At 69.6% G+C, this 20,088-nt stretch carries 18 protein-coding genes and 2 pseudogenes; 13 read left to right on the forward strand and 7 right to left on the reverse strand.

Translation table 11 applies throughout. The annotated features are described in order from the left end of the window. Positions 1-801 precede the first annotated feature (801 nt). The 11 genes from RKD20_RS20550 to RKD20_RS20600 all read left to right on the forward strand — a co-directional run bounded on the left by RKD20_RS20550 (position 802) and on the right by RKD20_RS20600 (position 11,201). On the forward strand, positions 802-2,073 hold the full coding sequence (locus RKD20_RS20550) for an ATP-grasp domain-containing protein (RefSeq protein ID WP_424878990.1): 1,272 nt from the start codon (positions 802-804) through the stop codon (positions 2,071-2,073). Positions 2,074-2,107: 34 nt separating this feature from the next. Continuing rightward, positions 2,108-3,364: an ATP-grasp domain-containing protein gene (locus tag RKD20_RS20555; RefSeq protein ID WP_424878991.1), complete on the forward strand. Its 1,257-nt coding sequence runs from the start codon at positions 2,108-2,110 to the stop codon at positions 3,362-3,364. A gap of 10 nt (positions 3,365-3,374) precedes the next feature. Further along, complete coding sequence (locus RKD20_RS20560; protein ID WP_424878992.1) at positions 3,375-4,046, forward strand: 7-cyano-7-deazaguanine synthase; 672 nt, start codon at positions 3,375-3,377, stop codon at positions 4,044-4,046. Between the two features lie 3 nt (positions 4,047-4,049). Then, positions 4,050-4,412 (forward strand): 6-pyruvoyl trahydropterin synthase family protein, encoded by a 363-nt coding sequence (locus RKD20_RS20565; protein WP_424878993.1) that lies wholly within the window; start codon positions 4,050-4,052, stop codon positions 4,410-4,412. A gap of 117 nt (positions 4,413-4,529) precedes the next feature. Then, complete coding sequence (locus RKD20_RS20570; protein ID WP_424878994.1) at positions 4,530-5,201, forward strand: 7-carboxy-7-deazaguanine synthase QueE; 672 nt, start codon at positions 4,530-4,532, stop codon at positions 5,199-5,201. Between the two features lies 1 nt (position 5,202). Then, positions 5,203-5,817, forward strand: a complete 615-nt coding sequence (gene folE, locus RKD20_RS20575) for a GTP cyclohydrolase I (RefSeq protein WP_424878995.1) — start codon at positions 5,203-5,205, stop codon at positions 5,815-5,817. Positions 5,818-5,884: 67 nt separating this feature from the next. Then, complete coding sequence (locus RKD20_RS20580) at positions 5,885-6,376, forward strand: cobalamin B12-binding domain-containing protein (RefSeq protein WP_424878996.1); 492 nt, start codon at positions 5,885-5,887, stop codon at positions 6,374-6,376. Continuing rightward, entirely contained in the window at positions 6,370-7,764 is a 1,395-nt protein-coding gene (locus tag RKD20_RS20585) for a methylaspartate mutase (protein WP_424878997.1), read from the forward strand. Before RKD20_RS20580 ends, RKD20_RS20585 begins: the two co-directional genes overlap by 7 nt. Continuing rightward, positions 7,764-8,777, forward strand: a complete 1,014-nt coding sequence (locus tag RKD20_RS20590; RefSeq protein ID WP_424878998.1) for a fatty acid desaturase family protein — start codon at positions 7,764-7,766, stop codon at positions 8,775-8,777. Before RKD20_RS20585 ends, RKD20_RS20590 begins: the two co-directional genes overlap by 1 nt. Before the next feature lie 13 nt (positions 8,778-8,790). Next, entirely contained in the window at positions 8,791-10,014 is a 1,224-nt protein-coding gene (locus RKD20_RS20595; protein WP_424878999.1) for an ATP-grasp domain-containing protein, read from the forward strand. Then, on the forward strand, positions 10,011-11,201 hold the full coding sequence (locus RKD20_RS20600; protein WP_424879000.1) for an MFS transporter: 1,191 nt from the start codon (positions 10,011-10,013) through the stop codon (positions 11,199-11,201). Before RKD20_RS20595 ends, RKD20_RS20600 begins: the two co-directional genes overlap by 4 nt. A gap of 51 nt (positions 11,202-11,252) precedes the next feature. Here RKD20_RS20600 and RKD20_RS20605 read toward each other — a convergent pair whose 3' ends face one another. Further along, the gene (locus tag RKD20_RS20605) at positions 11,253-12,182 is read right to left on the reverse strand and encodes an alpha/beta hydrolase (RefSeq protein WP_424879001.1); all 930 of its coding nucleotides are present in this window, start codon (positions 12,180-12,182) and stop codon (positions 11,253-11,255) included. Between the two features lie 207 nt (positions 12,183-12,389). Here RKD20_RS20605 and RKD20_RS20610 point away from each other — a divergent pair, with 207 nt between their 5' ends. Further along, positions 12,390-13,052 (forward strand): TetR/AcrR family transcriptional regulator, encoded by a 663-nt coding sequence (locus tag RKD20_RS20610; RefSeq protein ID WP_424883276.1) that lies wholly within the window; start codon positions 12,390-12,392, stop codon positions 13,050-13,052. A gap of 16 nt (positions 13,053-13,068) precedes the next feature. Here the strand turns inward: RKD20_RS20610 and kynU are convergent, their stop codons facing one another. From kynU to RKD20_RS20630, 4 genes and pseudogenes are all read right to left on the reverse strand, one after another. Continuing rightward, the gene (gene kynU, locus RKD20_RS20615) at positions 13,069-14,265 is read right to left on the reverse strand and encodes a kynureninase (RefSeq protein ID WP_424879002.1); all 1,197 of its coding nucleotides are present in this window, start codon (positions 14,263-14,265) and stop codon (positions 13,069-13,071) included. Further along, positions 14,258-15,100, reverse strand: a complete 843-nt coding sequence (locus RKD20_RS20620; protein ID WP_424879003.1) for a tryptophan 2,3-dioxygenase family protein — start codon at positions 15,098-15,100, stop codon at positions 14,258-14,260. Before RKD20_RS20620 ends, kynU begins: the two co-directional genes overlap by 8 nt. Before the next feature lie 149 nt (positions 15,101-15,249). After that, a pseudogene (locus RKD20_RS20625) lies at positions 15,250-15,393 on the reverse strand (DUF3151 family protein); the annotation flags it as partial. 663 nt (positions 15,394-16,056) lie between these two features. Beyond that, on the reverse strand, positions 16,057-17,505 hold the full coding sequence (locus tag RKD20_RS20630) for a recombinase family protein (RefSeq protein WP_424879004.1): 1,449 nt from the start codon (positions 17,503-17,505) through the stop codon (positions 16,057-16,059). Positions 17,506-17,627: 122 nt separating this feature from the next. On the opposite strand from RKD20_RS20630, the gene RKD20_RS20635 reads away from it, so the two are divergent. Then, complete coding sequence (locus tag RKD20_RS20635; protein WP_424879005.1) at positions 17,628-18,047, forward strand: DUF3151 domain-containing protein; 420 nt, start codon at positions 17,628-17,630, stop codon at positions 18,045-18,047. Between the two features lie 87 nt (positions 18,048-18,134). Here the strand turns inward: RKD20_RS20635 and RKD20_RS20640 are convergent. Both RKD20_RS20640 and RKD20_RS20645 read right to left on the reverse strand, forming a co-directional pair. Next, a pseudogene (locus RKD20_RS20640) lies at positions 18,135-18,410 on the reverse strand (DUF3151 domain-containing protein); the annotation flags it as partial. 147 nt (positions 18,411-18,557) lie between these two features. After that, positions 18,558-20,027, reverse strand: a complete 1,470-nt coding sequence (locus RKD20_RS20645) for an MFS transporter (RefSeq protein WP_424879006.1) — start codon at positions 20,025-20,027, stop codon at positions 18,558-18,560. Positions 20,028-20,088: the final 61 nt, after the last annotated feature.

Here is a 20,088-nt window from a genome sequence, read left to right on the forward strand (position 1 = left end):
CGGGGAGACGCCGGCGGGCCCGGCCATGCTGTTCCTTCTTCCAGTGGTCACTGGGAGGGCGCAGGTGTGTCTCGGCGGAGGATTCCGCCGTGGAATCCGTTTTCTCCCCGCACCGCGTTGTCGCGTCGAGAGAGTCCGCGGTCACCCCAAACGGAGTTCGTTCCACGGGTGGGCTGCAAGAAATGGCAAAGTTCATCTCTCGTCCGATTGTCCTTCACCAAGGAATTCGGCCGGGTTCTTCAGCCATGCCCTGGAAGCGAAGTTTGGCGGCTTTCATCCAGCCCCTCAAGGACACCGTCAGAACTTCTTGAACCGCAAACCATCCGAGATCGCAACCGAAACCCGTCGTGAACGTCCGCCGCCTGCACGGGGGTTGACACTCGTACAGAGGCTCCATACTGGCCGATCTACCTACAAAGCGCACAATTTCGACCGCCTGCCATCGGCGATTCGACCGCTGTCCGTTGCGGCCGAGTGACGCTCGGCAGCCGATCAGCGCCGCTTTCCGGCCACATGTTATCCGGAATCCTTGATTCCGCTGTGCTGAAATCACCCCAGTCTTCGCTTTGATATCCAGCGAATCCCGGCCGTGTGCAACTTCTGGACCGCAGAAGGCAGGCGCCTCCGACTCTCCGCCCGCGATGGCTGGTTCCTACACCTAGAGACTCAAGCGAACCTCAAATTCCTTGCCGTCCTCGAAAATTGCATGTTCTTCTTTCCAGGTCCCGGTGATCACCGGAACAAGAAGGCAACGGGGGCGGGGGAATGTGATGGCCTTGCCCGGTTTCATGGGAGGCCCACGTGGCAGTGATCAACCAAGGGTCGGTAAAGAATCCTCCAGTCCTGGTCATCGGTAGCGGATCGCCTATTTGGCGGGAATACCTGCTGCGTTCCATTTCCGAATCCTGTGATATATGGCTCTTCTCCGTCGGTGAGGTCACCTGGGAATCGCCCTACATCGTCGGCAGTACTCAGGTGGACACGCTCGACGCGGCTGCGACCATCCGCGCGGCGATCGATCTGAACCAACGGCTGGGCCTTGGCGGGGTGTTGTCGTACGACGAGATCCGGGTCCCGGTCGCCGCGGCGGTGGCCGAGGCGCTTGGCCTGCCGGGCGGCGGTGCCGAAGCCGTGGCATCGTGCCGCGACAAGGCCCTGACCAGGCAGAAGTTCGCCGCTGCCGGTGTCCCTCAGCCGAGTTCGTACGCGGTCTCGTCCGTCGAGGAGGCCGCGGCTCGGGCCGCCTCCATCGGCTATCCGGTGGTGGTCAAGCCACGTGCGCTGGCGGGCAGTATGGGCGTCGCGCTGGTCGAGAGCCCCGAGGCGCTGCCGGCCGCATACGCATCGACGCGCAGCGCGGAATTCTCCGAATTGCCGCGTCTTGAGGATGGCGTTCTCGTCGAGTCGTTCGCGGACGGGCCGGAAATCAGTATCGACGCGGCCTGTCACAACGGCACCGTGTATCCGCTGTTCGTCGCGCGAAAGAAGACCGGGTTCGCTCCTTACTTCGAAGAGGTCGGGCATGTGGTCAGCGCCCGCGACCCGCTCCTTGAGGATCCGGAGATCGTACGGGTGCTCCAGGCGGCCCACACCGCGCTCGGGCTGTCCACTCTCATGACCCACACGGAGATCAGGCTGACCTCCGCGGGACCGAAGGTCATCGAGGTGAACGCCCGGCTGGGCGGGGACCTCATCCCCTACACCGCCCAGCAGGCCACCGGTGTCGACTACGGCATGGTGGCGGCCCGGCTCGCCCAGGGGATCGCCCCGCAGCGAGAGGAACTCCCGGAGCGGACCGCGCAGATCGACTTCCTCTACCCCGTCACCCACCTGCAGGTCGAGGCGCTCGAGGTGACCGAGGACGGCCTGCCGGCCGAAGTGCACCGGATCATTCCGCTGGTCGGCCCGGGCCGGAAGCTGCGCATCCCGCCACAAGAGCACGTGCGCGGCCGGTACGCCGTCATCATCACCGTGGCGCCCACCCCTGAGGCCTGTGACGAGGCGCGCGCCGCCGCCGAGAAACAAGTCCAGCTCGACGGCACCCCGCTGGACGACGCGCAGCCCGTCGCGTGATGTGCCCCATCCATTCCCAACTCACAGGCGAGTCATGGAATCACTGACACAAGACGCCGTTCTCCTGCTGGATCCGGTGAAGACCGGCTCCAATTACAAGCCGGCCGTGCGGGACCGCGGCCTGGCCATCGTCTCCGTCTACACCGTGGAGCCGACCGAACTGCGGGGGCGCTGGCCCTCGCACGCCGACGGCGACGACGCGACCCTGTACGCGTCCGAGGCTGCCGACGTGCTGGCTCAGTTGGCCGACCTGCCCTACCGGATCCGCGGTGTCGTGCCGGCCATGGAGTCGGCGGTCCAACTGGCCGAGCAGGTCGCCGAGCAGCTCGGCCTCCCCGGCAACGGGACCCGCCTTGCCCGTGCCCGCCGGAACAAGGCCGAAATGCGGCGGGTCACGCAGGCCGCGGGCGTGCGGGTGCCGGAGTTCCACCTGGTGCACAGCCTCGACGAGGTTCCGGCCGCGGCCGAGAAGACAGGTTTCCCGGCGATACTCAAGCCGACCACCGGCGCCGGATCGCACGGGGTCACCCTGCTGCCGGACGTGGAGGCCGCCCGGAACCTGGAGGACCAGGAGCGGCGCGACCTGTTCGGCTGGGAGGTCAGCGAGTGGCTGGTCGAGCAATATGTCCGGGGCCGTGAGATCGCCGTCAACTGCTTCAGCTTCGGCGGCCGGCACCGCGTCGTGGACATGTGGGAATACCGCAGGCCCGACGACGCCGACTACGACCTGCCGTACTGGGGCTCGGTCCAGCTGGACCGGGATGACTCCGACTGGCAGCCAGTGGCTGATTTCGTCGCGGCCGTACTGGACTCGCTGGACATCCGCAGCGGCCCGAGCCACACCGAGGTCAAGTGCTCCGCCGACGGCATCTACCTGATCGAGACCGGTGCCCGGCTGCCCGGCGGTCCCATCACCGACCAGTGGACCCAGAACAGCGACATCCGACCCTTCCACGACGCCCTCGACTTCTACCTGGACGACGGCTCGGAGCCCCGGCTGCTGCGGACCGCCCCGACGTTCCACGCGGTGTGCGGAGCCAGCGCCATCTGCAACGAGGAACGGCCCGGAACGCTCGTGGCCATCCATGGCCTCGACACCATCGAGGCGCTTCCCGGCGTGGACAAGCTGCTCGTCACCTACCAGCCGGGTGACCACGTCCCCGTAACCCGCAGCACGAAGACCATTCCGCTCGGCGTCTGGGTGTCCGGCGCCACGCGGAACGACGTCATCCGGACGCTCGGCGAGATCCGCGACATCGCGGTGATCGAACTCGCCGGACAAGAGAGTTAGGTGTGTCTCCATGGCACGGATAGTCGCCATCGTCTCCGGCGGACTCGACTCCGTCGTCCTGGCCCACCACCTGGTGGACCAGGGAAACGACCTGCTGATGCTGTCCATCGACTACGGCCAGCGGCACCGCAAGGAACATGAGTTCGCACGGCGCACGGCCGACCGGCTGAACGCCGACTACGAAGTGGTCGACCTGCGCAACATCGCCACGATGCTGCCCGGCTACTCCCTGACCGACAGCAAGGTCGACGTCCCCGACCAGCACTACACGGCTCCCGGCAGTGTCAACGTCGTCCCGAACCGCAACGTCATTCTGCTGTCCGTCGCCTTCGGGCGGGCTGCGGCCGAAAAGGCCGACAAGGTCGCCATCGGCACCGTGGCCGGCGACGACGCGACGGCGCCCGACTGCTCACGCGCCTTCATCGACGCCTTCAACACGATGGAGCGGGTGGCCACCGCGGGGTACGCGCCCGAAGGCCTGGAAGTCGTGGCGCCCTTCATCGACATGCCGAAGCACGAGGTCATCAACGTCGGGGAGCGGCTCGGGGTGCCCTGGCAGGAGACCTGGAGCTGCTTCAACAACTACGAATCTCAGTGCGGGCTGTGTGCCGCCTGCCAGGACCGGCGGCTGGCCTTCCAGAAGTCCGATGTCTCGGATCCCACCCAGTACAGGAGTGCCTGACGCATGTTCACCATCACCAAGGACTTCCAGTTCTCGGCCAGCCACCAGCTCGGCCACCTCCCGCAGGACCATCAGTGTGCCCGGCTGCACGGACACAACTACACGGTGCAGCTGGAGCTGCGCTGCGGCGACGACCAGCTCACCGAACCCGGATTCGTCCGGGACTACGGCGAGCTCGGCGACTTCAAGAAATGGATCGACGCGGAGCTCGACCACCGTCATCTCAACGAGGTGATCTCCGACCGCAATCCGTCGGCGGAGAACATGGCGCACTGGATCTACCAGATCTGGTCCGAGCGCATTCCCGAGGTTTCCGCGGTCCGCGTCTCCGAAACGCCCAAGACCTGGGCCGAATTCCGTCCTTGAGGACATGAACGGAGCGCTGTCATCGACACTCTCGAAGAAACATCAGAAACAGCAGAAGAGGCCGAACTCTTCGCTGACGCGGCGAAGATCGTAGTCAATGAGATCTTCGGCCCCACGGTGCAGGGCGAGGGACCGTCCGCGGGCCGGCGGTGCGGATTCCTCCGCCTCGGCGGATGCAATCTCTCCTGCCACTGGTGCGACACCCCTTACACCTGGGACTGGAAGGGCACCAGCGACGAAGGCCGGGCCTACGATCCCCGGGTCGAGCTCACCTCGCGCAAGCCCTCCGACGTACTCCACGAGCTGCTGGCGATGGATGTGGACCTCATCGTCATCAGCGGGGGAGAACCCCTCAAGCAGCAGAAGCGGATCCTGCCCCTGGTGCGTGAACTGCGCAACCGCGGCATCTCCGTCGAGGTGGAGACCAATGGAACGGTCGTACCGGACGACGAACTGATCGACCTGGGAATCCGCTTCAACGTCTCGCCGAAGCTCTCGCACGCCGGAGATCCGGAACACCGCAGAATCAAACCTGCCGCGTTGCGCAAACTCGCCACGACGCCGGCAGTCGCCTTCAAGTTCGTGTGCAGATCGCACGACGATCTCGACGAGGTCGCCGAGCTGGCGCAGAACCTCGGCATCGGTCCCGTCTGGATCATGCCGGAAGGCAAGAACGTCACTGACATCAGCCGCCATCTGGGAGACCTCTCGGACGAGGTCGTGCGGCGCAACTGGAATCTCTCCACCAGGCTGCATGTGCTGGCCTGGGGAGAAAAACGGGGAGTCTGATATGACCGTTGAACTTGAAGACCTTGCTGCGACCTCCATGAACGGCGCCGCCCCGACCGCGGACCCGTTGGAGTCGCTCGCCCGCCGCCTGCTGGTCGAGATCGGCGAGGACCCGGAGCGTGAGGGCCTCCTCGACACCCCCCGGCGCTACGCCAAGTGGTGGCGCGAGTTCGTCAACTACGACGCCGGAAAGATCGAGACCGTCTTCGAGAGCGTGGCGGACAGCCAGATGGTGCTGGTCTCCGACATGCAGGTGTGGTCGCTGTGCGAGCACCACCTGCTGCCGTTCAACTGCTCGCTGACGGTCTCCTACCGCACCAACCAGAAGCTGCTCGGGCTGTCGAAGTTCGCCCGTGTCGCCCACAAGCACGCCCACAAGCTCCAGGTCCAGGAGCGGCTCGTCGCCGACATCGCCGACGAGATCTCCTCGATCACCGGCTCCGCGGACGTGGCCGTCATCGGCCGGGGCGAGCACCTCTGCATGACCATGCGGGGCATCAGGACCGGTGCCGTCATGACGTCGGCCGTCATGCGCGGTGTGTTCGGTCAGGACGGGCCGCATCGCACCGAGCTGCTGACGCTCGCCAATTCGTCCGGCGCCGCGCTGCGCCGCTGAGACACGGGGCGCTCGCCCCCTCAGCGCTGTCGACATCCGGGGTTCGTTGCCGAGGAGAGGAGTTCTCATGACGGGGGCAGTCGCCCCTCGTGGTTCGCAGCACCTCGATGGCCCGAAGAAGATCCTGCTGTCCGGCGTCTCCTCAGACGCCCACATGTGGAATCTGATATACCTTCAGCTCTTCATCGAGGAGAGCGGTCATCACGTAAGGAATCTGGGGCCCTGCGCCCCGGATGAACTGATCCTCGAGAACTGCGTCACCTGGCGCCCGGACGTCCTGGTCATCAGCACGGTGAACGGGCACGGCCACCTCGACGGGGTCCGGCTCATCCGTACCTTGCGCGAGGCCGGCGGGCCGCTCGCGACGCTGCCCGCCGTCATCGGCGGGAAGCTGGGCATCCATGGGATCGGCAACTCCCGGTTCCATCAGCAGCTGCTGGACGCCGGCTTCGACGCCGTCTTCGGCGCCGAAGCCGGGATCATGGAATTCCAGCGCTACCTCACCATGCTCGGCAGGTACGGGCATGCCGTGGAGACGACCACGGTCCCGGCATGTTGAGCCCCGCCGATCAGCCAACCCTTTTCGCCGGACCGGGCCGGGTGCCGACCGGGCCCGATCCGGCGATGCTGGGCGGCCTGCCCGCCGTCGTCTCCCGTGCCCGTGCGCGCGGTGAAATCGTCGTACAGCCGCGCATGGGCTTCGGGACCGTCGCCCGGATGCGGGACGGGCTCACCGCCGTACGCGACTGCCACGCGGTGACCGTGGGAACCGTCACCGTCGACAGTTTCACGCGCGTGGGCGACCACACCTCCGCACGCCGTGCGCTGGTGGGGGAAGCCGACCTCAACGGCTTCCCCCTCGTGGCTCACGGCCCCACCGTCACACGCCGGATGCTGGAAGGACTGCAGTCCGAACGCTTCCCGGTCCAGGTGCGGCACGGCTCCGCCCTGCCGCACGCCATCTTCCAGAGCCTCACCGAGGCAGGACTCACCGCGACCGAAGGCGGTCCGGTCTCCTACTGCCTCCCCTACAGCCGCACACCGCTCGAAGAGTCCATCGAGGCATGGGGCCAGAGCTGCGAACTGCTGGCTTCGGCCTCCCGGCCCGGCGCCGTGGCGCACCTGGAGAGCTTCGGCGGATGCATGCTCGGCCAGCTCTGCCCGCCCAGCCTCCTGGTCGCGCTGAGCGTCCTCGAGTGCCTGTTCTTCCGGCAGCACGGGCTGCGGAGCGTCTCTCTCAGCTACGCGCAGCAGACCAGCCCGGAACAGGACCGCGAAGCCCTGGCCGCCCTGCGCCGCTTGGCCGGTGAACTGCTGTCCGACATGGACTGGCACCTCGTGCTCTACACATACATGGGGGTCTTCCCGCAGACCCGGAGCGGCGCGCTCGAACTGCTCGGGGACAGCGCGCGGCTGGCGGTCACGGGCGGAGCCGAGCGGCTCATCGTCAAGACACCGGCCGAAGCGCATCGGATCCCCACCGTCGAGGAGAACGTCCACTCCCTGGAGCACGCGGCACAGGCCGCCCGGGAAGCCCGAGCAGTGGCCACCGCAGCGGAACCGGTGCCCGACACCGGCATCTACCGCGAAGCCGCTGCCCTCGTGGAGCGGACGCTGGCTCTGCACCCCCGGGTCGGAGAAGCGCTCGGGCACGCCTTCCGCCTGGGCACCCTGGACGTCCCGTACTGCCTGCATCCCGACAACGCGCAACGGGCCCGCGCCGTGATCGACGACCGGGGACTGCTGCGCTGGGCGGACATCGGCTCCATGCCTCTGCCGCGCCCCGCCTCCTCGGCGGGGGAGCAGCTGACCTCGGCCGGCCTACTGCACATGCTCCATTACATCCAGCGGCGGTACGACGTCCCTGCTCCCCTGCTCGGACAGCACGAGATCACGACTGTGGGAGACACAGGTCAGGCCGCTGCTCCATTGTCCACGGGGGATTGATGAACACCGACTCCATAAGTCCCGCGCCGTCGGCGGCCGATGCGCGGACCGGGGCAACCGCCCGGCCCGCCGAGGAGAAGCCGTACCGCAAGGGCTACCGCCTCCCGCCGGGGCTGCGCGACGAGATCGCCGCCGCCCATCGCACCCGGCCCGCCCTCACCGTGGCCTGCGCACTGACCGACGTGGTCACCGCCCTGGCCGCCGCTGTCGTCTGCGCCTGGCTCCTGACGGCCTTGAACCCGCTCGTGTCCATTCCGGCCGCGATCGCCGGATGCCTGTTCATCGCGCGGCAACTGCGCGCTCTGGAGAACCTGACGCACGAGGCCTCCCACTACAACTGGTCACGCCACCACCGCAGATGGAACGACGTCCTCGGCTGGCTGCTCTCCGGCCTGCCGACCGGCGGCCGGCTCTCCGCCTACCGCGAGAGTCATCTGCGCCACCACGGCCGGTTCGGCACTTCGGAGGACCCCGACCGGCGGCGTTACGCCGAACTCGACCTGGAGGCGCTGCGGAGGACCTCGGTGTGGGCGTTCGCGTCGTCGGTGGCGGTCAGGATCACCCGCTACCAGATCGGCTGGCTGCGTGAGGTCAAGACGGACCTGTTCGCGACCGCGGGTGTCCTGCTGTGGAGCGTGGTCTGCGCGACTCTGCCCTCAGCGCTGCTCGTCGGCCCGGGCACCGGCGTTCTTTCCGGGGTGCTGTGGCTGGTCTCGGCCTTCGTGGTGCTTCCGGTCCTGCGCCTGATCGCCGAGAGCGACGAGCACATCTACTCCGACTGCGACACGGTCTTCGACGCCACCATCACCAACGTGGGGTTCGTCCAGCGGGTCCTGATCCACCCGCACGCCGATGGTTACCACACCGTGCATCACCTGTGGCCGGGGATCCCCCATCACTCGCTGCGCCGGGTGCACACCACACTCATGACCCAAGACCCGGACTATGGCCGGCGCATCCGAATGCGGCAACGTCTGCTCGAGACTCCCCGAGCGGTGTCCTCGAGTTCCTAGAAGAAGGTGTGTGATGACCGAGAGAAGCCCCGCCGTGTCCTCCGTTCTGCTCGTCGGCGGCCGCCATCCGGCGGCCGCCCGGGCCGCCCGTCGAGCGGGGTTGCGCGTCCACTACCTGGGCCCGCAGCACAGGGCACCGGACTGGCTGGAGACCGAGGCGGACGCGGTCACCCTGCTCGACACCGCCGACGCCGAGTCGGTGATCACCGCGGCTCTGGCTGTCCATGACGAGCGACCGTTCGGCGTGGCGATCACCGTGAGCGACGCCTACATCGAAGCCGTCGCCGTCGTCAACGAGCGGCTCGGACTGCCCGCCAACTCCTCCTGGACGACCCGGGCCGTCAATGACAAGGCACTGATGCGGGATGTCCTGCGCGACTCCCGGACCGCCCCGGTCGCGGCTGCCCGCGTCACCACCGCCGACCAGGCCAGGCAGTTCGCCGCCGGGTCCGGTTACCCCTTCATACTCAAGCCCGTCGACGGTACGGGCAGTCACGGCGTGACACTCGTACCGGACGAGGGCGGTCTCGGCGCGGCCCTCGCGCACACCGTCGAGGCCGGCTCCGGCACGTGGATAGCGGAGGAATACCTGGAGGGCCCGGAGTTCAGCGTCGAGACGTTCTCCGCCGCCGGTGAGCACCATCTCCTGGCGGTGACGGAGAAGTTCAAGGGCGCCAACTTCGTCGAGACAGGACATCTCGTCCCGGCCCGCGTCTCCCCGGAGACGGTTCGGGTCATGGCCACCGAAGTCATGGCCTGCCTGGACGCGGTGGGCGTGACGGAAGGCGCCGCGCACACCGAACTCGTGCTCACGGGCCGGGGCCCCCGTGTGGTGGAGACCCATGTCCGGCCCGGTGGCGACGGCATTGTCGAACTGGTGCGACTGGCCACCGGATTGGACGTCCAGCAGCTCACCTTCGACTGGCTGGCCGGCCGCCCGCTGGACCTGGACCGGCCACGGGACACGTCGCGAGCCGCCGCGACGTGGTTTCTCACCCCACCTCCGGGAAGCGTGACCGACATCGGCGGTGTGCAGGAGGCCCTTTCGGAGGAGGGAGTGACCGAGGCCTATCTGACCGTGTCGCCGGGCGACGTCATCGGAGAGCTGCGCAGTTCCTCCGACCGTGCCGGAGCCGTCATCGCCGTGGGCGACACCCCCGATGTCGCACTGCACCGGGCACGCGGGGCGGTCGACCGCCTGCGGGTCCGCACGGCCGAGACGTCGTCCGCGTCATGAGGGGAGGCCTCGCGCGCTACCGGCGGCTCCTGTCCGGACCGGGCATGCTGGGCTGTGGCACGGCTGCACTGGCGAGCAAGCTCCAGGGCTCGATGTTCTCACTGAGCCTGCTGTTCACCGTTGCCCCCGGCCGCTCGTACGCCACCGCCGGTGCGGTGGTGGCCGTCTCGGCGCTGGGCGGTATCGCCGCCCCGGCCCGCGGGCGGCTGCTCGACCGCAGACGGTACGCGCCGGTGCTGTGGTCGGTGCTCGCGGTGCACGCGGCGCTGGTCGCCGTGCTCCTCGTCAACGAGGCTGTCCACGGACCGCTGCCGATCACCTTCGCCATGGCACTGGGGGCCAATGTCGCGGCTCCTCCCGTGGGCGTGGTGACCCGGGTCATGTGGCGGTTCGTCACCTCACAGGAGAATCGTTCCACGGCCCTGGCGCTGGACGCGGTCCTGGCCGACGTGGGGTTCATCGTGGGGCCCATGCTGGTCGGCGTGATCAGTTCGCTGCTGGCTCCGTCGGTCGCCATGGCGGCCTGCGTCCTGGCCAGCGCGCTGGCCACGGCGTTGTTGCTGCGCGCCCTGGAGGGCCGGGAACCCGCCAAGTCCGTCTCCGGCGAGCAGAGTTGGAAGGGCTCTCTGGCCAGTGTTCCCCTGCGGATGCTCCTCGGCTGCGCGGTGTTCTTCTCGGCGGCGGTCGGTGGGGTCGAGGTCATTCTCGCCTCGCACGGCGGCGAGTTGCTGGGCAGCGTGCTGGTGAGCGTGCTGTCCGTCGGCAGTATCGCGGGAGGTCTCGCTGTCGGCGCCCTGTCCCCGGCACGGGCGGCGCGGGTCGGCCGGCTGCCGCAGCTGCTGCTGTACCTGAGCATGGCCGGGGTTCTGCTCGCGGTGTCCGATGCCGGCCAAGTGGTGCTGACCGTTGTGCTGGTGATGGCCGTGGGCATGGCCTTCGGCCCGTGTTTCGTGGCGCTGTACGGGCAGACCGCGGAGCTCTCACCGGCCGGGGCCGCGGCCGAGACACAGGCATGGGTGGGCGCGGCCTTGCAGGGCGGAACCGCCCTCGGTCAGGCCGCCGGCGCCTCCGCGCTCGGTGCCTGGGGTTTCGGCAGAGGGATGGCCCTGATTCCCCTCTTCGCCCTTCTTGGAGCGGGTCTGGCCTTCTTCACCGGACGGAGTGTGACGGCGGTCATGACCGAATGAGCCGCACATCGCGTGCCATGTTGCTGCTTTCGGGGAGCACCGCGACCGACCTCACCACGCCAGCTGCGCGATCTCCTCCGCCACCACCGCGCACGCGTCCGCCGCCGGGTCGATCAGGGGGAAGTGGCCGACGTCCTCCAGCAGGGTCAGGCCCACCACCTCGCCGGCCTTGGCCGCCGCGTCCGCGTACGCCTCGGCGACCGCCTCCGGGACGACCGTGTCGGTGCGGCCCTGGACGAGGGTGGTCGCGATGCCGGTGGGCAGCAGCAGGGCCGGGTCGGCGTACGGCACGCGCGCGGTGAACCCCTCCGTCCCGCCCAGGAGTTGACGGCACGCCCCGCCGCACACGTCCAGCTTGTCGGCGACCGTGAAGTCGGCGATCGGGGCGAGGGCGACGACCCCGCGCAGGGGGGCCGGCCGGTCGATGCGCCACGCGGCGTCGGCCGGCAGGAGGTGCCGGGCCGCGGCCCACAGCGCGAGGTGGCCGCCCGCGGAGTGACCGGTGACCACCATGCGGCGCGGGTCGGCCTGCGGGAGGAACTCCCGCACGAGCGCGGGCAGCGCGTCCATCGCGCCGGCCACGTCGTCGAAGGTCTCGGGCCAGCGCCCGGCCACAGGCCCGGCGACCTCCGCAGCGCCCCCGCCCGCGGGGACCTGTGCCGGGAGGGAGACACCGCCCCGCCGGTACTCCACGTTGGCCACCGCGAACCCCCGCCGGGCCAGGAAGTCCGCGAACGGTGTCACATGCCGCCGGTCGTACGGGGCCCGCCACGCCCCGCCGTGCAGGACGACGACCAGCGGCGCGAGACCGCCTCCGGGAGACACCGCCCCGCGCGGGGCGTAGAAGTCGATCACCTGGTCGGGGTCGTCGCCGTACGCCGCGACGGCGTCGGGGTCGACCGCCGGGTGCGAGAAGGCGGACTCCTCCTCGGCCGCGGCACGGGCTTCTGCGGCGGCACGGGCTACGGCGTCGTCCGGCATGCTCCAACCTCTCAGTGACGTAACGGATCTGACGGACCGTGAAAGCATCCTGGAAGAGAATTCGGCCGTTGGCCGGGACGGTATCAGGCCCATGACGTGCGCGGACACGGGCATGTCACGCTCGGTGAGGGGTAAACGGTTCTGCTGTTTCGTTACGCTGGCGAGGTGTCCGCCCCCGCGGACACCGAGCGCACCGAGGAGTCCGACATGTCCGCCGAACCCGGCACCGTCCGTCCCGGAGGGCGTACCGCGCGTGTCCGTACGGCCGTGCTGCGGGCGGCCGGGGACGTGCTCGCCGAGCAGGGATTCGACCGCCTCGACCTCGCCGAGGTCGCCCGGCGCGCGGAGGTCGGCAAGACGACCGTGTACCGGCGGTGGGGGACGGTCACCGCGCTGGTCGCCGACCTGCTCGCCGACATGGCCGAGCAGTCGCTGCCCCGCACCCGCACCGGCGCGGTCCGCGACGACCTGCGGGCCAACGCCCTGCTGGTCCAGCGGACGCTCGCCGATCCCCGGCAGGGCGCGCTGTTCCGCGCGGTCATCGCCGCGGCGGCCTGCGACCCGCGTACGGCCGAGGCGCTGCGGCACTTCTACGACGTACGGATCGCCGAGTGGGCCCCGTGCGTGAGCGAGGGCGTCGCGCGCGGGGAGCTCCCCGCCGGCACGGACCCGGCGACCGTCGTACGGGCGATCTCGGCCCCCCTCTACTACGGCCTGCTCACCACGGGCACGGCCCCCGACCCGGCCGCCGCCGACCGCGCGGCGGACGCGGCGGTCGCCGCGGCGAAGGCCGGGGTGTACGTCACCCCGGACACCCCGGCCGCCCCGGCCGCCCCGGTCACTCCAGCCACTCCAGCCACTCCGGCCTGACACCACGCCGAGCCGGTCAGCCGGCGAGCGTCTCCCCCAGCACCCGCGCCGCCCGCTCCACGTCCGCGAACCCGACGTACAGCGGCGTGAAACCGAACCGCAGCACGTCCGGGTGCCGGAAGTCGCCCACCACACCCTGCTCGACGAGCCGCTTCATCACCTCGCCCGCGTCCTCGCAGCGCAGCGCGACCTGGCTGCCCCGCTCCCGGTGCGCCAGGGGGGTCACACACTCGACGCGCCCCTCCTCGACGTACGACGAGACGCACTCCAGGAAGAAGTCCGTCAGGGCGAGCGACTTGGCGCGCACCGCCTCGACCGACACCCCGTCCCAGACCTCAAGCGCCGACTCCAGGGCGAGCATGGAGAGGATGTCCGGTGTGCCGACGCGGCCCCGCAGCGCACCCTCGGCCGGGGCGTAGGACGGACTCATGCCGAACGGGTCGGCGTGCGAGGTCCAGCCCGGCAACGGGGAGTCGAAGCGGTCCTGGTGCTCGCGGCGCACATAGAGGTACGCCGGTGAACCGGGGCCGCCGTTCAGGTACTTGTAGGTGCAGCCGACCGCGAGGTCGACGCCGTGCGCGTCGAGACCGACCGGCAGGGCGCCCGCGCTGTGGCACAGGTCCCAGACCGAGACGGCGCCCGCCGCGTGCACGGCGGCCGTGAGCCCGGGCAGGTCGTGCAGGCGCCCGGTGCGGTAGTCGACGTGGTTGAGCAGGACGGCCGCCGTACGGTCGCTCAGCACGCCCGGCACCTCGGCCGGGGTCACCGCCCGCAGGGTGCAGCCCGTCATCCGGGCCGCGGACTCGGCGATGTACCCGTCCGTGGGGAAGGTGGTCGCGTCGACGACCACCTCGTCACGGCCGGAGTCCGGACCGCCCGCGAGCCGTACCGCTCCCACAAGTGCCTTGAAGACGTTGACACTTGTCGAGTCGCCGACCACGATCTGCCCGGCCGCGGCCCCGACCAGCGGGGCGATCCGGTCGCCGATCCGCTCGGGCGCGCTCCACCAGCCGCTCTCGTCCCAGGACCGGATCCGCAAGGACCCCCACTGACGGCGTACGACGTCCTCGACGCGCCCCGGGACGGCGGCCGGGAGGGCACCCAGCGAGTTGCCGTCGAGGTAGACCACCTCGTCGAGGACGAACTGCGAGCGCAGGCCCGCCAGTGCATCACCGGCGTCCAACTCCTGTGCCTTGAAAGCGAGTTCAGACATGGGACCGCGCCGTCCACAGCTCCGGGAACACGTTCTTCTGCGCGCGCTTCTCCAGCCAGGCCACCCCGGCGGAGCCGCCCGTGCCGGCCTTGGAGCCCATCGCGCGCCGGGTGGCGACGAGATGGTCGTTGCGCCAGCGCCACACCAGCTCGGCGACATCCGTCAACGCCTCGCCCAGGCGGGCCAGTTCGTCGTCCTCGGGGCCGGAGTAGAGGGCCGTCCAGGCGGCCTCGACCTCCTCCGAGGGCTCGTACCGGCGCGAGACGTCCCGGTCCAGGACTGCGGACGGGATCGCGTGCCCGCGCCGCGCCAGCAGCCGCAGCACCTCGTCGTACAGGCTCGGCTCGTGCAGCGCCTTCTCCAGCTCAGCGTGGACGCGGGGCGCGCCCCGGTGCGGGACGAGCATCGACGCGGACTTGTCGCCGAGCAGGAACTCCATGCGGCGGTACATCGCCGACTGGAAGCCGGAGCCCTCGCCGAGCGCCGAGCGGTAGGAGTTGAACTGCGCGGGGGTCAGCTGTCCGAGCGGCTTCCAGGAGGCGGTCAGCGCCTCCAGCTCCCGGACGGACCGCTTCAGCGCGGCAACGGCCCTGGGCACGTCGTCGGAGCGCAGCGCGGCGGCCGCGGTCTCCCACTCGTGCACGATGACGGTGAACCACAGCTCCATGACCTGGGTCGTGACCAGGAAGACCATCTCTCCGGGATCGTCGGAGAGGGTGTGCTGGAGGTGGGTGAGCACGTCCGCCTTGACGTAGTCCTCGTACGGCGTCGTGCCTTGGAAGTCGAGATGCGGGGTCTCCGGCTCCTGCGTTTCCTGAGCCTCGTGGGACGACATCGCTGTCTCCTGATGTGTACTCCGGGTAGCGGTCCGCCCTGCCGTTACCGACACGGGGCCCCGGTCCCCGCCGGGCATCCTCTTCCATGCTCCCCGCAAAAGGCAAGGCCCGCCTGATCACACAGGCGGGCCCGGAAGACGGTGACCGGTCAGCCCAGCGTCTCGGCCGCCGTGAGCGAGGAGTCCTTCAGGAACTGCGTGCAGCGCTCGTACTCCGCCTGCTCGCCGATGGCTCCGGCGGCGCGGGCGAGGCCGTGCAGGGCGCGCAGGAAGCCGCGGTTCGGCTCGTGCTCTCAAGAGAATGGTGGAAGATCTTGCCAGGATTTGCTCCACGGAGTGGTCGGGGAACAAGCCTTGGTCTCTGCCACATCATCCGCTCACGCATCGCTCGCGCACGACAGGCTGGTGACCAGTAGGGACCGTCCAGCTCCGCAGACCCGGGTGCCCGACTCGCTTTGCCGCGCCGGTGGTGGAGCCTGGCCTGCGTCGCACGGTGTCCTCATGGGTCCGGATCGTGCGGTCGGACACGGACGCCTCCCGGACAGCGCAGGTCCCGCACCGGCTGAACCCTCGCCTCCCGCACGCCTTCCGGTCCGTCCGGGAAGGGGGCACAGCCAAGGGGCATGGTCAAGCGGCCGCAGTGGTGGACGGGGTGCCGACGAGGTTGAGTACGGCGCCGGCGAGGTGAGCGAGATGGCGCAGTAGATGAGCTGGGCCAGGTCGCGAGGCGGAATGTGGCTCATCTGCCCGGTGTGCTCCAGAGTCAGGCGGATGATCTGCTCGACGGCGGTGAGGTGGTAGTCGCGCAGAGCGCGACCCAAATGGGCCGCCTCGGGGGTGCGCAGCGCATAGAGAGTGAGTTCGTCATCCACGCGCTGGGTGACCAGATCGCCGCACACGAGGCCCCGGCGGTGCGCTGCCGGGCCCCAACCGCAACGGGGCCCGGCTTCTCCACGTCACCTGAGCACCGGCTCGATGTCCGCCGGGTCGAAGATCGGCCCGTTCGAAGCGGGCTTGACGACGACGGCACGGAAGACCTTGAGGACAGCCGCGCGCTGCTGCTCGATCGTCAGCTTCTCCCACCGCTCCCGTATGTCGATGGGCCCGACTTCGAAGGTCGCGACCTCGGCGCGGTGCAGCGAACGTTCCCGGTGCAGTTCCGCGATCTGCTTCTCCAGGTCCTCGGTGAGCGCGATGTAGCGAGCGGCCGACATACGCTTCTCCTGCCAAGCCTGCTTGAACTCGGCCATGTCCCGTTCCAGGGAGGCAAGTTGCTCCTCCTTCGTCCACTCAGGCGCGCGCTGGCGCACGTGCGCCAGCGCCTTGTCCGAGCTGAGGAACACGGCGTTCCTGATGAGGCGGTCGACCGGTTCGCCGGCCCTCGCCACTCCCCCGCATCCCCCGTCGTTCTTGCCCGGGCACGCGTACCGGAACTGGGATGACGTCTTCGACTTCCGGTAGGACGGGAAGGCCCGCATCTTGGCGCCGCATCGACCGCACCGAGCGATACCGGAGAGCAGATACTTGGTGGCGTAGTCCCGTGCGCTGCGCCCCTCCGACTCCTTCCGTACCTTCTCCATGAGCAGGTACCACTCGTCGGGGGTGACGATCGGCTCCCAGTCGCCGACGACAGGGACGCCGTGCTCGTCCAGGAACAACTCCCCCTGGTGCATCCGGTAACCGCAGATCCGCGGGTTCACGAGCATCCGCTTGATCTTGGAGTCGTCGAAGACGCCACCGCTGTGTGACTTGACCCCCTTGTCACGCCACTCTCGCGCGATGGACGCCCATCGGACGCCGCCCAGGAAGTCCCTCACGGCCTTGCGGAGGTTCTCCGCCTCGTCCGGTACCAGGGTCCTGCGATCCTCGCGATTCCAGCCGTACGGCGCCCGGCCACCCGGGAGCTTGCCCTTCGCCGCCAGTTCCAGGTGCTTGCGCTTCGTCCGCTTCGACGTGTCCGCCGAGGACTTGTTGGCGATGGTGACCTTGATCCGGGCGATGAACCGGCCGTTCTCCGTGGACAGGTCGATGTCAGACGCCGACACGGAGTCGAAGACGAGGTGGCGCTTGCGGCGCTCGGCATCCTCGTACTCGTCGATCCACGCCTCCAGTTCGCGTGGCTGGCGTGCGAAGCGGTCGATGTCCCAGGCGACGACTCCGTCGATCCGCCCCGCCTTGAGGTCCTCCAGCATCTGGCGGAACTCCGGGCGGACGGTCTTGCGCTTGTACGCCGAGAGGTCGTTGTCCTCATAGACCCTGGCCACCTCCCAGCCCCTGGCGGCACAGTGCAGTCGGCAGTCCTCCTCCTGCCGTGCGACGCCCAGCCCTTCGGCCTCGTCGTCCTTGCTGATCCGGGTGTAGATGCCCACCTGTATGGCCCCGGAGGACCCCCGTCGTGCTGCCATGCGCCGGATCGTCGCACATCGCGATCAGGTACATCAACCGCCGTTCTCATTTACCCTCGGACCACGGCCGATCCCTCGTGCGCACGCGGCAAACGCCTGGCCACAAGTGGCAGACTGGCGGTATGACGACGCACAAGAACCTGCTCGGCGGTCCGGATCCGACGTACCTCCCGGAGAACGAAGAGGCGTACCGCCTGCTGGGCGAGGAGTCCCGGCCACCGGCCGAGGTGGCGGCGAAGTACCCCACGTTCTCGCTCGCCTGGGCCATGCTCGCCGACGACGCCTTCGAGGCGGGGCGAGTGATCGAGTCGTACGCCTACGCGCGCACCGGCTATCACCGCGGCCTGGACTCACTGCGCCGTGCCGGATGGAAGGGGCACGGCCCCATCCCTTGGGACCACCGAGCCAATCGCGGTTTCCTGCGCTGTCTCGCGGCCCTCGCCCGCGCCGCCGGCGAGATCGACGAGAAGGACGAGACGGAGCGTTGCTGGCAGTTCCTCAAGGACAGCAGCACCGAGGCGTACGCCGAACTGAAGCGGTAGCCAACGCAGTTGAAACGTCTGTGCCGCCGTCACTCAGACAGCGGCGGCGGCACGGAACGCAGAAACGATACGATCACATGTAGCGCCGTTCTCCCCCGGGACCGGTCCGTGGCCCTTCCAGCCGTTGCGGCGCAGCGAGTCCAGGCCGCGGTGGTAGCCCGTACGGGCATAGGCGTACGACTCCACGACGCTGCCCCGCTCGAACGCCTCGTCGGCCAGCTGGGCCCAGGCCAGCGAGGAGGTCGGGTACTTCGCGGCGACATCGGCCGGCGCGGTGCCGTTCGCCAGGAGCTCACGGGGCTCCGGGTCGTCGGGGAGGTGAGTCGGGGGCGGGCCCCCGAGGAGGTTCTCGTGAATGGACATGGGTCCGGTCTCCCTCGCCGACGGCAGGTTTTCGGCTGCGGGTCCGTGGGGCCGGTCGCGCCCCGCGGCGGAGCCGCTGATGTCACAGCCCCGCGCCCCTGGGTGGGTGCAGTGAGGGCCTGCCGAGCCGCAACGCCCCCGGCCGCCCTACGACAGCCGCCCCCGAGCCCGCTCCCCCTCCAGCGGCGGCGACAGCACCGCCCCGTGCGTACGGCACTCCGGCCGACGGCACCCCGCCGGCAGCGACCGCACCGTCGCGAAAGCCACCGCGGACCCCACCACCAGCACCCCCGCGCACACCACCATCGCCCGCCCGAACGCGTTGTCGAACGCCGGGGGCGACCGGTAGGCCTCCTCCCCCATCCCCGTGACCAGCGGCAGCGCAGCAACCGCGATCAGGCCCGCCGCCCGGGCCGCCGCGTTGTTGATGCCGCTGGCCAGCCCCGCCCGCGAGGCGTCCACCGAGCCCAGCACGGTCGCCGTCAGCGGGGCGACCAGCGTGACCATGCCGGTGCCGAGCACGAGCAGCGCGGGCAGGACGTCGGCCGGATAGGAGGCTCCCGGGCCGACCCGCAGCATCAGCAGCATCCCCGCCGCGCACAGCAGCGGGCCGACGGTGAGCGGGATACGCGGTCCGATGCGGTCGGCGAGGGCGCCCGAGCGGGCGGAGAACAGCAGCATCAGGGCGGTCGTCGGCAGCAGGGCCGTACCGGCCTGGAGGGCCGACCAGCCGACCACCACCTGGAGCTGGAGCGCGGCCAGGAAGAAGAACCCGCCGAAGGCCGCGTACACGCACAGGGTCACCAGGTTGACCGCGGTGAACTGCCGGGACGCGAAGATCCCGAGCGGCATCATCGGGTCGGGCCGCCGCTTCTCCACGGCGACGAAGGCCACCCCCGCGGCCACCCCCGCGAGCGCCGTGACGACGACCACCAGGGACCCGGAACGGGCCTCGATCAGCGCGTACGTCACCAGCGCGAGCGCCAGCGCGCCGAGGACCGCGCCGAGCACGTCGAACCGGCCGTGGTCGGACCGCCCGTCCGCCGACTCCGGTACGTGCCGTACGGCGATCGGCGCGCACAGCAGCGCCAGCGGGACGTTGAGCAGGAACACCCAGCGCCAGCCGGGACCGTCCACCAGCCAGCCGCCCACGAAGGGCCCGACGGCCGCCCCGATGCCGCCGAAGCCGGACCACAGGCCGACGGCCCGGCCCCGGTCGTCGGGATGGAAGGAGGCCTGGATCAGGGCCAGGGAACCGGGTGTGAGCAGGGCGCCGCCCACTCCCTGGAGGGCTCGGGCGGCGACGAGGACACCGGCGTTCGGAGCGAGACCGCACAGCAGGGAGGCGGCCGCGAACCACACCACCCCGACCACGAACACCTTGCGGCGGCCGTACCGGTCCCCGAGGGAGCCGCCGAGCAGGATCAGCCCGGCCAGCGTCAGCATGTACGCGTTGACCGTCCACTGCAGGGCGGCGAGCTCGGCGTCCAGGTCGCGGCCGATGGTCGGCAGGGCGACGTTGACGACGGTCGAGTCCAGCATCGCCATGCTGGAGCCGAGGACGGTGGTGAGCAGGATCCACTTGCCTTGCGGCGAGGCCAGCCGGACGTCGGGCATGACCCCAGGTATACAGCGAGCCCGGTGCCGTAGCACCGGGCTCGCTGTAAACAGCCGCAGC

The sequence above is a fragment of the Streptomyces sp. SLBN-8D4 genome, from assembly GCF_049739545.1.
Taxonomy (GTDB): Bacteria; Actinomycetota; Actinomycetes; order Streptomycetales; family Streptomycetaceae; genus Streptomyces; species Streptomyces canus_C.

Coding starts and splice junctions, on each gene's coding strand:
- RKD20_RS20565 (WP_424878993.1), top strand. CDS start 4,050: ATGTTCACCATCACCAAGGACTTCCAGTTCTCGGCCAGCCACCAGCTC.
- kynU (WP_424879002.1), bottom strand. CDS start 14,265: ATGTCTGAACTCGCTTTCAAGGCACAGGAGTTGGACGCCGGTGATGCA.
- RKD20_RS20630 (WP_424879004.1), bottom strand. CDS start 17,505: ATGGCAGCACGACGGGGGTCCTCCGGGGCCATACAGGTGGGCATCTAC.
- RKD20_RS20600 (WP_424879000.1), top strand. CDS start 10,011: ATGAGGGGAGGCCTCGCGCGCTACCGGCGGCTCCTGTCCGGACCGGGC.
- RKD20_RS20590 (WP_424878998.1), top strand. CDS start 7,764: ATGAACACCGACTCCATAAGTCCCGCGCCGTCGGCGGCCGATGCGCGG.
- RKD20_RS20595 (WP_424878999.1), top strand. CDS start 8,791: ATGACCGAGAGAAGCCCCGCCGTGTCCTCCGTTCTGCTCGTCGGCGGC.
- RKD20_RS20610 (WP_424883276.1), top strand. CDS start 12,390: ATGTCCGCCGAACCCGGCACCGTCCGTCCCGGAGGGCGTACCGCGCGT.
- RKD20_RS20645 (WP_424879006.1), bottom strand. CDS start 20,027: ATGCCCGACGTCCGGCTGGCCTCGCCGCAAGGCAAGTGGATCCTGCTC.
- RKD20_RS20580 (WP_424878996.1), top strand. CDS start 5,885: ATGACGGGGGCAGTCGCCCCTCGTGGTTCGCAGCACCTCGATGGCCCG.
- RKD20_RS20585 (WP_424878997.1), top strand. CDS start 6,370: ATGTTGAGCCCCGCCGATCAGCCAACCCTTTTCGCCGGACCGGGCCGG.
- folE (WP_424878995.1), top strand. CDS start 5,203: ATGACCGTTGAACTTGAAGACCTTGCTGCGACCTCCATGAACGGCGCC.
- RKD20_RS20555 (WP_424878991.1), top strand. CDS start 2,108: ATGGAATCACTGACACAAGACGCCGTTCTCCTGCTGGATCCGGTGAAG.
- RKD20_RS20560 (WP_424878992.1), top strand. CDS start 3,375: ATGGCACGGATAGTCGCCATCGTCTCCGGCGGACTCGACTCCGTCGTC.
- RKD20_RS20635 (WP_424879005.1), top strand. CDS start 17,628: ATGACGACGCACAAGAACCTGCTCGGCGGTCCGGATCCGACGTACCTC.
- RKD20_RS20620 (WP_424879003.1), bottom strand. CDS start 15,100: ATGTCGTCCCACGAGGCTCAGGAAACGCAGGAGCCGGAGACCCCGCAT.
- RKD20_RS20605 (WP_424879001.1), bottom strand. CDS start 12,182: ATGCCGGACGACGCCGTAGCCCGTGCCGCCGCAGAAGCCCGTGCCGCG.